Source organism: Rosenbergiella nectarea, assembly GCF_900111105.1.
Taxonomy (GTDB): Bacteria; Pseudomonadota; Gammaproteobacteria; order Enterobacterales; family Enterobacteriaceae; genus Rosenbergiella; species Rosenbergiella nectarea.
Genome location: NZ_FOGC01000005.1, coordinates 1 through 11,145, shown reverse-complemented (window position 1 = coordinate 11,145; position 11,145 = coordinate 1). Strand labels below are relative to the sequence as shown.

Sequence of the window (11,145 nt, the reverse complement as noted above, 5' to 3'; positions counted from 1 at the left end):
CCGATGCGTAGTAGTCCATCATATCGATAAGCCCGTTAAGCTTAATCAGGTCAAGTGCTGACACCTGACCCGACTTAACGCCCTCTAAAGAGCAATGCCCTTTGAGTATTGGGCGCCACACCCAAAACTCAACCTCTACGTCGTCGCGGAGCTTGCCTTCTGGTTTTTTTCCTTTAACTCGTCCACTTTTTGGGTCATTTTTTGCTGAAGGTCTGACAGGCTGAGACCAAACTGGGCAAGCAGACCATTGAGTAAAGGGCCAAAGTTGATTTTCACGACCTCCCACACCACCTGGTAAAACTCGAATAAGTTTTCATGGCTAAATAAGGAATTAAAATCGCTTTGGCTGGATAACTTCTTACTTTCAGTCGTACAGGTCACGACAGACTTTTGTAACATTGGGAAGATAATGTCTTTCAGCGCTTGCTCATCGAGCGCACTAATGACCTCGGCAATATCGGTCTGCTGTCCAACGCCCTTGCCGAACTTCTTGATAATTTTCGGCCACATCAGGGCAATAGTGAAGGCATCCATCGCCGCCGCAGAGTAATTGCGCTCCCCTGCTTGAAACTCTATAAATTGCATCGCCATGATTAGTTATTCCCACCAATAAACATTTCTAGGTCTGCTGCTCTAAATGTCCAGACTCGCTCACCTACTGCTGCGGTAGAGAATGCTACGGGGGGCAAGGTCTCTAACCAGCATTGACTTGCTGCGAGAACGGTACGCCCTGAGAAGTCCGTGACTGAGATTGGATAAGCTGTCCGACCTTCAAGGAAGAGGCTATCTAAATTAAGTAATGCTGATAAATCATCGTTGGCCGAGCTGGTTTGTAACAATCTCACTTCAACTGTTCCCGACTTATCAAGGATGATTGCGCGCCCCGTAGCTCCATCTAAGCCATTTCGATAAGCTGCGAGGTTCTGAGAGCGAGTAACGGTCACTGCATCACCATCTGAGAAACCGGTGATAATTAGTGGCCCAATAGTTAGGTGAAACTCAGATCCGTCGAAGGTTCCTGATAATCCGTAGTTAGCAGCCATCTGTTACCCCTCATAGCTGTAAGAAAGTGTGCCAGTAATTTGCACAAGTTGGATTGCGCCAGCCAGCAATGCATCGAATGTGATGTATAGGATGCGTGAGGCTTTTACGTCTGCATCGATATCTGCCGCATTTGGATAGCTTATTTTGAAACCCGGTACAGTATTGCCGTCAGAATCTTGCTCATCGGGAGCAATGACGCCTTGCGTTTGAGCATTCTTAAGGCGAGCACGTAAGTTGCTAACGATTAGCGCAATACCAGCGTTGGTATAGGGAACCTTAGAATTACGAATGATTACTGATGCAATAGAGGTTTGGATGTCGTTAATTAGCCAATCACGATCACGAACCACATCAATCCACTCACCCGAGACTACCTTTCCTGATGCTTTCAGCTCTGTACCGACGCCGAACAGATAGGTGTTATCGCTGTATTGCTCGTAAGTGTTGACGTTCTTGTCAATCAGATAGCCCTTCTCAGTATCGCTGAACGCGCTAGGTGTCATTGATGCCAGTGATTTGAGAGCGAATACTGTTGCGCCGGGGTCTTTGGTGAAGAATCTACCCATTACGGCAGCATCTGGATATTGCGTGGCTGCATTGCGGTCGGCAATTGGTACAGTTCGCAGATATTGCTGTGACTTCAATTGGCTTGCTACATCGTCGGTTGCCGATGACCAGACTGATTCATTTGCAGTGCAAGCAAAGAATAATTTTGCCTGCGTTTCAGTCCAAGCAGCACCTTGGGAGATTAGCGAGTCATTGCGCTCAACCAGTGACCAGCCGTACCAAGTATTATCGACTGCCTTAATTGCTTCCATATCAGTTGCGAGGTTCGATGTGCCACCTTGTGCTGATACCGATAGATTTGAACCGCCAGTTACTGCGAACGATGATGTTGCGTCAGTCTTAGGTAGTGACAGATAAGAGTCGGAAACTACCGGTGTTCCAAATAGTGCTTTGAGCGTGGCGTCTGCTTGAATTGCCGAGTTAAGACCATTAAGCACTTCATCAACACCGTCGCCATCGACAGCGGTATAGGCAACGGATTCACCATTGATGCTTAACGTATAGACCGCGCCAGTAACGATGGTGCTACTTGTCAGCCCGATATTGATGGTTGCCGCATCACGGCGTCCAACGTAGGCAATTTTAGGTCTAGGTGACTGACTAAAGATCGCTGACAACGCTAACAGTGTCTGTGGGTCTAGACCGTCACTCACTGCCGATGAATAGGTTGAATACTTACGCAGCCGGTCAGTGAAGGCTGTTGTCGGTGATACCACGAGAGGGATGCCAAACGAGGCTTTACCGACTGTGCTAGTGTTGAGAGAAATATCAACATTAGCAATGTCATTTAATGATGCCATCTTGTTCTCCGTTATGATTTTACGGTAATGGTTTTATGAATTGTTTGGCCCTGAATCTCTCCAGTGGCATCAACTGTTTCGATTACTCCGACGTTGTCAGAGTATTTGGCGGCATATCTAAAGTTCACATCGATATTTGCCATCTCTTCGAAGTTTGCACTATCGCGTAAAGCTGTGAGGTCGGTAACGCTGCCGGCAGCAAAGAGGATGAGGTTTAGTTTTCGCATCAGGTCATGTGATGAAACCTTTCTGATGCTGTTCACCAAATTATCAGCCTGCTCCCTAGCCCCTATTCCGAAGAAGTTAATCAGGATTGTTCCCTCTCTTACTCCCACGATTGGCATCAGGCCGCTGCCGTCCACTAGTCCGTATTCATCGCTTCCAATGGCTTTACGAGCATTGATGCGATAGGTTGCGTAGGGTAGCTTGGGGCGCGGCCCATTCTGATTAGCACGAATAAAGGGGATTTCAGACAATTGAGAGAGTAGAGAATGAGCGACCGTTTCAAGTTGGTCAGCCATCGTATTTCCTCACTGCGTAATATTTATAGTGTGGAACGATTCCGTTTTGCCATGGCTCTCGGTGGGTCAGTTCGTACCAGAAACCCTCGATTTGCACGAGTGCTGGTTGAATACCTTCACCCTCAGCGCCATCGTTAGTGACCTGCAATTTATCGTCACTGTATAGTCGTCGGTAATCGTCAATTCTGCGGCCTTCGGCGAGATGCTCTATCTCTTGCGTGTCTTTTATAGACTGCGCGGAGAAGTAGCCTGTGGATTCTTTATAACCGCCCTCTTGCCACTCACCATTAACATACTGACCAACCGAAGGGGTTCTTACAGCGTGAGGCTTGCGAAATGGATTCATCACTCGGTTTCTCCAGCCGCTCGTATGGCATAAGTTATCGAGTTGAGCATGACGCCAGTATCAATAAGTGGTTTATTTGAGCCTTTCCTAGCTACAGTGTAGGGATCGTTAGGCGCCCAATTACCATTAGTGATACTCTTCTTTAGCCCGTCGACCATATCCAAGCCCAATGAATTCAAAAACTGACTAAACGTAGCGTTACCCATCGCTACCTGAGTCATTCCGTTTTTTGCAAATTGGTTAATACGTTCTACGCTTGTGTCGAAATACTCTCTGACAAAGGGTCTCTCTGGTATATCAAGTGTGCCGAATTCATTCATCGCTGCATATTCAGCAACCTGTACACCGTCATTGATTGCTCCATGCTGGATGCCGACGACTAAATCTTTATCCGCACGTCGCAGCTCCCTGCGTAGCCTGTCTTGCAGCCTGCGGTTATCTGAAATAATTATCGACATATCGCTCCCCTAACTTCTCCTCTCGTCATCAATGCCATGCCTCGACCTTTTTTACGAAGCAGCGCTTTGAGCAAGTTGCCGTAAGTGGTACCGGATAGATAATCACTGGAATCAGAAACACTGCTGTAGGTAATTTGCAAGTCGCCCTCTTTGCGCGAGGTTATGCGCCCCGCTGAAGTTGAGCCATCATTGCTATAGCCGCCAGGTGAAGCCATGATATGAGCTGCCATTAGAGCGATAGCTAAGCCGATGCTTTTGCCATACTTACCTGAACAAACGAAGTTTGATGCAAGGCCGAGATAATCGTTAATCGTAGAATCAGTAACAGCCGCAAATTCAGGAGCGATTAACCTGAATATTTCAAGCGGCGTCTTTCCTTCATATGCGGCGCTGGACATTAGGCTTGTTCCTGCGATTCTTCAGTGGACGGTGCGGATTCTTCAGTCACTGGATCATCTTTACCAGCAATGCGCAGCTCTCCTTTAGTGATATGCGCCTGAATCGTTTTATTCTTCTTCCACTTGTCATCGACTTCTTTTGTTGATCCGGGAGCAATTAGCACGCCGTCGATATAATGAGGACGAGCTGACTGATTAGTAATTTTCATTGCGTGTTCCTTAAAAGAAAAAAGAGGCCGAAGCCTCTCAGATACCTTTGATTAAGTGCATGGTCAGTGGGCGATAAACCTGAACGCCAGTAACTCGGCTGTGACATGGCACTTTGAATGCCAGGTTGTTCGGCTGAACCGGTAACTGCTCAAACGCTTGCGGAATTTCCATTGATGCGTTGTCTGCATCACGCTCCATCACCAACACGCCACGAGTACCAGCGCCGTCAATATCTTCCAGTTCGTTCACTGCGTAGATAGTGATACCTTGGTACTGTCCACGGAAGTAGTCGAGGTAAGATGTCGCCGTATTAGGCATCGCCTCTGAGAGCGTTGCAAACGCAGTCGGGGGAAGCCCGATAACGTTGGCATTGTGTAGCCCTTTGGTAATCGCATTGATTCCAACCACGGCGGCTTTTAGTTCTGTGAATGCTATCGCAGCAGTCGTCCAGCCAGCGGAAGTCGTTACCGGAATGTTCGGGTGAGCTAACACGCCAACAATCTGAAAGTCCGCATCACCACGAAATGCCAAGTCGTTAGTTTTCGTATCATGCGCTCGGCGTGACGCATTGGCTAAACGAGTTGACAGATTCTTACCCGTTGCTTGTGATGCGCGAATTTCCTGAAGATCGTACTCATAGTAGGTCCCGAGTGGAAAAATCTTTCCGGTTTCTTCTCGGTAATTCGCACCTACATTCGGTAGTTCATCGCTATAATCAGCGATAATTCGCGCCATACCCACAGCATCAAAGACACCATAAGTAAATGTTTTAGCCCAATTTGGAATTTCACTGGTTACCGGGAAAAGAGTGGTCGCCATCAGGCCAGGATATTCTTTTTCGTAAACTGTGGCTTTAACCACTTCCAACTCACGAGCAAGGAATATTGACTCTCCCTCGTCCATATTCATGTGCTGAGCTGCGGCCTGAATCGAACACAGGTCAGCTTCGTCATAGTTCATTTGTGACATTTTTTGTTCCTTATGCGGCAGATGTTGCAGTTTGTTCGCGGAGTTGAACTTCAGCTAAATTAACTACAGTGCCAGTGCTGTCAGTAAAAGTAGTGAATCGACCAGTGAAGGACCAACCTGGAACAGCAGTGCCGCCGGTTGATGCGACTTTACCACCATCATTACCACTGGTGAGCACCTGAACGGTTGCCGCAGTAGTTGGCGCAGCAGTAAGATTGGTCACTGCCCAGATGCGGCCGAAGGTCATCACGTTGACCGCATCACCTGTTTCATACTGGCCTGTCACGCAACCGAATTGGCTGAAACGCGCAATGCCTTTGATCGTGTCGGTAGAAGCAGAAACCTGTTTAACAATCTCACAGTCATTACTGACTGAGACAGTTGCCACGGCATATCCAGCCTTGATAGCTGATTGTGCTGCGCAGGTTCCGTCAGTATTCTGTAATGAAGAGTCAGAGCGCATACCTGGCATGGCGATTTGCATCGCTTCATCGTAAGAGGTTTGAACTGGCATTATTTAGTCTCCTTGCCTTGTTGACGGGCAATCATTTTTTCTCGGGCAGCTTTAGAGCCAGAAGCAGGGGCGGATGATTGGTCTGCCATGTCTTGTTTCATTGTTTGACGTTTTGATGCGGAAACTTCACTCTCGACCGCAATATCAAACGCAGCACCAATGTAAGTGCCGTCTTTACCATCAAGGTTTAGACCGGGTTTTAATTTACCGAGAACTGCTTTACGCACTTCAAGGTCATCAAGTCCATCACACTTCACATCATGCTTGGCAGCGATTGTCTCAAGCCCTGCACGAACTTTGATTTCTTCTTTCGCATCAGCACGAGCCTGTTCTAGCTTGCTGTCAAAATCAGCAGCATCGGCTTTCAAGGTGTCGCGCTCTGCGGTCAGAGTGGTAACCTGGGTTTTCACAGTGGCAAGCTCTTGCGCTTTGTCCTCTGCGTCTTGTTTTAGCGCCTGATATGCGACAACAACCTCGGGGGCTGCTTCATATTCAAGGCCGCTATCTAAGCGGAGTTTTTGCATTGTTTTACCTTTGGTTGGGTTGTTGTCATCGTCCACAGTGATTTCTTCATCACCATCGAGATTCAGGGTTGCCATGTCACCAGCTCGGGCCTTTGTGACGATAGCTAAGTGGTTTACGCGAATATTCCGCTGCACAGCATCGTAAGGCTGTCCATTCCATTCGCCGGGCGCTTCATCAAGATCGAGTCGATATCCGAGCGAGAGCTGTCTAGCGCCGCCATTTTTGGCTTTACTAATCGCTTCATCGGCATGAATGATTACTGGAACCTTGACGTTATCGCCGTCTTGCTCAGCGACACCCATCATTGTTCCTACTTGGTGCTTGCGGGCATTCTTTGCTGTTACGGCGCCTGGATGACCGATAGTGACCGGCTTACCTTTGAATGATGCGAGCGAATCAGCGTTAAATACTTCATCAGGTGGGCGAAACTCTCTGCGTACTGTTCCATCAGGTTGACGGTAACTCTGAATGCCAACGCGCCCGACTACAGGCACATCTTCCAGATAACCGTCCTCATTGATAGACGCACGAAGTTCGCCCCTGTCGTAGCGGGTAACTTGTTTCATATATTTACCTGTGATTAATCGATATTAAATACAGAGTTTGAGAAGTCAGGCTCAGCGTAGCAGCGGCAACGAATTGGTTGTCCGGGGTGACCATCGCGAGGTGGTGAGTCCCACTTATATTTTTTCCCTTCACGGTCAATGTGGATTTGTCGCTCTCTTTGGTCTAGAACGCCTCTCCATATATAGCCATCAACCCCCGCATCTTTTTGCCTTTGCTGCGTCAGGGCGGCGTTTGCTTTGCCGATTTGGTCGATAGCAATAAGCTTTGCTCTGCTTTCTGACACTGAGTATCTATCTGTGATTTGCTTTTTTATTACGCTTGAGGCTGACCCGTTCATTACGCCACGGCGCACTATCTGCTCCATATCCGAAAGTTGATCGGCTGAAATTGAATTAATCAGCGCAACGTTTTGTGCTACCCAGTTCGCTTGCATTTCAGCTAGCCATCTTTCCGCCCGATAAGCATCAACACCTAAAACGCCAGATGAGGCTGGAGCTTTAGTCAGTCCGATGATCGCCGCCTGTGAAGCTGGTATATCTACACCTGTCCCGCCTTTTACAATTATTCTCCACTGCCTATCGTTAAATTGACTGGTCAGCGCGAAAAATGAAGGCAACTTCTCAATAACAGGATTGAATATCCGTTTAGCGAAAGCCTCGAGGGCGTTAATAATTCCCGTTAAATCATCCTGCCAGCCATCGAAACGAATATCGCCATAGGCTGAGGTGATTTCTTTGTTAAGCTGTCGAGTAGCCTTAAGTATCTCTCGCTGGTAATCCCTCGCCACGCCATCAGGGTGAAGCCAGACTCTCTTTTTAGCCATTATCACTCCTAATCAGTAACGTACCAGCCTCGACGCTTCAATGTTTCCTGTAGTTCTGTTTGGGATATACCAGCGTTGGCGACATAAGCCTCATCAGCTTGCGACCATGCTTGGGCTGTTTGTGCAAGTTGCAGGTCACTAGGAACGGTTAGCGGATTAAACTTAACCGTCCACGTTTGCTCATTAGTCAGCAGCGAAACCAGCTTTTCAATGACTGGCCTAACTTCTTCTTTCTGTTTGCGACCAATAAGCTGCTTCCATGACTCGGGAACATCAGCTTCACTGGTGCTCAGTCCTGATGGCTGCGTGCCAAATAAAACAGACTCAGCAATTCCGGTCATCGCACAGATAAGGCGTTTCTTCTCGTTCTGGATATCCGTCACGCCGGACAAATCGCCCTGCATAAGTTCGTATTCTTCGTTATCAGCATCAACTCCTACCATGTTGTTAATGCCGCGAGTCATGTCAACCATTGCCATGCGTTTCTGCGCTTCTGCGTTACCTTCATCATCTCGGCAGATGTCAGCAAGGCCCTTAAATTTCCAGACCGCCTGTTGCTTTCTCTCAAGAAGGCTGGTTGCGTGACGATGACTCATACCATAATCGACCAGAGCGTTATAGATACCCTGTAAGCACGATGCGCCCCACCCGTTGTTGTTACGCCGGATTTGGTTAGGGATTCTCTCACCATCGATCACAATCAAGCGTGATGCGTGAATGTAATACGGCTCACCACCTTCGGGGCTGACTTGATACTGGATAACCTGACCGTAAGTAGCGTTCTCAGGGTTAACATCGCGCAGAAAAGGATTTACTTGATAGCGGTCATATACTCGGACGTATTCAAGCTCTCCGTCAATCAGTGGGTCTTGTAGTCCGTTCCGGTCATTAACGCCAAGCACAATTACCGAGCCGCCGTACAGTCGAGACCATGCGAGCGCATCAGTGACGTGCTGTGTCAGGTTTAATTCATCCCATTGCGAGTGAATGTCTGCCTCGTTAGATATGCCGAGGATGGTAAATCCAGCCCTCAGGCACTCGTCAGCGACTTTATCGACTATCTGCCTACCAATCCCATCACCGAGATAGATATTGTCCAGTGTCGTGCGTTGTAGGAGATATGCACTGCTAATGCGAGAGAATGATGACCTATCGCCAGCATTCCCCGAGTTCATAAAATTGTTCTGGTAGCTGTCATTGTGAAATGACTTCTTAGCCACCTTCTTTTGCTGCCGTTGGTTTCTCTTAGCCATTGCCTATACCTTAGCTGGCAAGAGATTTGAGCCTCGCCAGTGCGTTTGATGTTGGCGCAAAGGCCATAATCAGGGAGTCGGCCATATTTGGTGACGGTATTCCCCGTTTTTTCATGTCTTTTTTACTCTCAACCTTTACTCTTCCGTTGCCGTCATAGTCAACCCGTGGGCGTGACAATTCGGCCTTGAGGAATTCAAGGTTTTGCAGGTCAGAAGAAAGTGAGATTAACTGGTCGTCGCGGAACTTCTCGCCGTGCTCAATGGCGCGCCAAGTGTTATAGAAACGGTCACGAACCGCCCACCAAGACTGAGCCTTGAGGTTGGAGAACATATCTCGGTTAGTTTTGCCGGGTAGGTAATTGTTATCAGGCTCAAATACTGATTCTCCAGCATTGAATCCACTTACCTGCCGCTTTGCTAGGCGCTTCATGTGGGCTTTTACGCCAGCACCCACGCCTATTGAGTCATAGGTTATCTGGTCAGCCGAAACAGAATCAGCGAAAGCATTTACTCGGTCGGATGAGTCGATAACATCACCCTTTTTCCACTCCTGAACATCCAGAACGATGGAGCCGTGAGCATAAGTCAGCGCATTACTGTCTGCGCCCTCATCTGCTACGTCAAAGCCGATCCGCTTCTTACCTGATGGCTGAAACCCTAGCTTGATGTGAGCATCGACCGCCGCAGCAATCCATGAAGGCTTGATTATCGCTAGGTCACTATCAGCAACCGGCTCACCTTCCCAAATATGCAGATAAAGGTCGTAATCACGCTCTTTGCACTCTTGCATCTGTTTAGGTAGCGGTGTCTCATCAAAGTGAGGATTGTCCTGATAGTTAGCCTTAACGATTATCGTGCCCTCTGGCGGGTTAACGATGAAACGCTGATAAGTGTCGTCCAGAATGTTCTTCGGGTTAAACGAGACCCAGACCTCGGCGTTCTTGTCACCACGAATAGAGGGCAATAACACCTCCCACGAATCCTTGGTCACCGCCTCAGCCTCTTCCACCCAGCAGATACCGACACCCTGCACTGATTTAATCTTTGTGACGTTATTCTTCACGCCTAGAAAGATAAATGTCGCGCCAGTACCAAGATGGGTGATCGTGTTTTTCTGTATCTCGAACTCATTTTGATAACCGAGCCGATAAATGGTCTCTGATAGCAGCTTAATAACCGAGTCGCTAATCGAGCCTTGAAACTCACGGGCACAAAGGATTACCGTCTTGGTCCTTCTGGAAACCTCTACCGCTAACTCAGCAAAGAAATAGCTCTTACCACTTCCTCGCCCACCGTATGCCACCTTGTAAGGCGCTGCGTTGATGAATGGTCGAAAGTGAGGATTAGCCATTTCCGAATATGTCCGAGAGTGGTTTGGTAGTTATGTTGACTGAGCCAGTGTGCTCAATGACTTGTTTATCGAGTCCAGTAATCTTGGCTTTGCTCATTGTTGCCGAAACAGCAGCAGAGGCTTGAGGTGTTTCAGCGTGCAATGCCGCTTGCCTTGCCTCTTCTAGCTCTGCGAGGATGGTATCAACCGTTACGCCATGGCGCTGTTGAATGTCGCCGCGCAATTCATTCATCCTTGTTGCGATCTTGCTGTTATCAAGCAATGCCTTAGCGTTTCGGTTAACTGTCTCAGGCTTCATCTTGTCAGCAGCATACGCCGTCCGATAAGCCTCAGAAGCATTACCTTTCTCGATGTATGCCTGACAGAAAGCCTCTTGCTTAATTGTCAGACCTGCCATATTTATTCCTAGTTGATTGCATTAAACAGCACCCGATAGGATGCTCTGTGATGCAGAGAGCCGTTGTGAAAGTGGCTCTCGGGTTGGTTATTTTTTTGATTTCGACGCTCTCAAGGATTCTTTCCTTTCTTTCAGTGTCATTAACGCCTCAATCAACACATCAACGTTCTCTATGCATGCAACACCTTCGGCTACTCGACCACATGAGAAGTAATCGACTGCACTTTTAAGATATCGTTGAGTGGTTACCAGTTGAGATTTTTCATCTTTAGTCATTAGTCACTCCCGGCAAGCAGATTTGAGACTGTTTCTCTAGTCGCTCAATCTTGGCTAATAGCACTGGTTTCTTAACTCGCCCCCATCGATTGAGTAGGCGACCGGACATGCTGGCCACGTCTTTCT

The 11,145-nt window shown here is 48.0% G+C and carries 16 protein-coding genes and 1 pseudogene; all 17 read right to left on the bottom strand.

Annotation, left to right across the window (positions count from 1 at the left end; all coding sequences use genetic code 11):
• Positions 1-135 precede the first annotated feature (135 nt).
• Positions 136-591 (bottom strand): phage tail assembly chaperone, encoded by a 456-nt coding sequence (locus BMX14_RS07235; protein ID WP_092674842.1) that lies wholly within the window; start codon positions 589-591, stop codon positions 136-138.
• 2 nt (positions 592-593) lie between these two features.
• Positions 594-1,043, bottom strand: a complete 450-nt coding sequence (locus tag BMX14_RS07230; RefSeq protein WP_092674839.1) for a phage structural protein — start codon at positions 1,041-1,043, stop codon at positions 594-596.
• Positions 1,044-1,046: 3 nt separating this feature from the next.
• Positions 1,047-2,411, bottom strand: coding sequence for a DUF3383 family protein (locus tag BMX14_RS07225; protein WP_092674836.1), 1,365 nt, complete (start codon positions 2,409-2,411; stop codon positions 1,047-1,049).
• Positions 2,412-2,422: 11 nt separating this feature from the next.
• On the bottom strand, positions 2,423-2,932 hold the full coding sequence (locus BMX14_RS07220) for a phage neck terminator protein (protein ID WP_092674833.1): 510 nt from the start codon (positions 2,930-2,932) through the stop codon (positions 2,423-2,425).
• Positions 2,925-3,278 carry a hypothetical protein gene (locus BMX14_RS07215; protein WP_230527388.1) on the bottom strand — a complete coding sequence of 118 codons (354 nt, stop codon included), beginning with the start codon at positions 3,276-3,278 and terminating at the stop codon, positions 2,925-2,927. Before BMX14_RS07215 ends, BMX14_RS07220 begins: the two co-directional genes overlap by 8 nt.
• A complete protein-coding gene (locus BMX14_RS07210) occupies positions 3,278-3,736 on the bottom strand; it encodes a phage virion morphogenesis protein (protein ID WP_092674828.1) in 459 nt (152 codons plus the stop codon). The genes BMX14_RS07215 and BMX14_RS07210 overlap by 1 nt, the downstream gene beginning before the upstream one ends.
• Complete coding sequence (locus BMX14_RS07205) at positions 3,727-4,134, bottom strand: DUF4054 domain-containing protein (protein ID WP_092674826.1); 408 nt, start codon at positions 4,132-4,134, stop codon at positions 3,727-3,729. Before BMX14_RS07205 ends, BMX14_RS07210 begins: the two co-directional genes overlap by 10 nt.
• Positions 4,134-4,343, bottom strand: a complete 210-nt coding sequence (locus BMX14_RS07200; protein ID WP_092674823.1) for a hypothetical protein — start codon at positions 4,341-4,343, stop codon at positions 4,134-4,136. The genes BMX14_RS07205 and BMX14_RS07200 overlap by 1 nt, the downstream gene beginning before the upstream one ends.
• Before the next feature lie 37 nt (positions 4,344-4,380).
• Positions 4,381-5,313, bottom strand: a complete 933-nt coding sequence (locus BMX14_RS07195; protein ID WP_092674821.1) for a DUF2184 domain-containing protein — start codon at positions 5,311-5,313, stop codon at positions 4,381-4,383.
• A 10-nt stretch (positions 5,314-5,323) separates the two neighbouring features.
• Positions 5,324-5,827, bottom strand: a complete 504-nt coding sequence (locus tag BMX14_RS07190; RefSeq protein ID WP_092674819.1) for a structural cement protein Gp24 — start codon at positions 5,825-5,827, stop codon at positions 5,324-5,326.
• Positions 5,827-6,918 (bottom strand): DUF2213 domain-containing protein, encoded by a 1,092-nt coding sequence (locus tag BMX14_RS07185; protein ID WP_092674816.1) that lies wholly within the window; start codon positions 6,916-6,918, stop codon positions 5,827-5,829. Before BMX14_RS07185 ends, BMX14_RS07190 begins: the two co-directional genes overlap by 1 nt.
• A gap of 14 nt (positions 6,919-6,932) precedes the next feature.
• Positions 6,933-7,742 carry a phage minor head protein gene (locus BMX14_RS07180; protein WP_092674814.1) on the bottom strand — a complete coding sequence of 270 codons (810 nt, stop codon included), beginning with the start codon at positions 7,740-7,742 and terminating at the stop codon, positions 6,933-6,935.
• A gap of 8 nt (positions 7,743-7,750) precedes the next feature.
• Complete coding sequence (locus BMX14_RS07175; RefSeq protein ID WP_092674812.1) at positions 7,751-8,995, bottom strand: phage portal protein; 1,245 nt, start codon at positions 8,993-8,995, stop codon at positions 7,751-7,753.
• 10 nt (positions 8,996-9,005) lie between these two features.
• A complete protein-coding gene (locus tag BMX14_RS07170; RefSeq protein ID WP_092674810.1) occupies positions 9,006-10,346 on the bottom strand; it encodes a PBSX family phage terminase large subunit in 1,341 nt (446 codons plus the stop codon).
• The gene (locus BMX14_RS07165; protein WP_092674808.1) at positions 10,339-10,743 is read right to left on the bottom strand and encodes a terminase small subunit; all 405 of its coding nucleotides are present in this window, start codon (positions 10,741-10,743) and stop codon (positions 10,339-10,341) included. The genes BMX14_RS07170 and BMX14_RS07165 overlap by 8 nt, the downstream gene beginning before the upstream one ends.
• A gap of 87 nt (positions 10,744-10,830) precedes the next feature.
• A complete protein-coding gene (locus BMX14_RS07160; protein ID WP_092674806.1) occupies positions 10,831-11,019 on the bottom strand; it encodes a hypothetical protein in 189 nt (62 codons plus the stop codon).
• A pseudogene (locus BMX14_RS07155) lies at positions 11,012-11,145 on the bottom strand (Rha family transcriptional regulator); the annotation flags it as partial. The pseudogene BMX14_RS07155 and the gene BMX14_RS07160, both read right to left, overlap by 8 nt.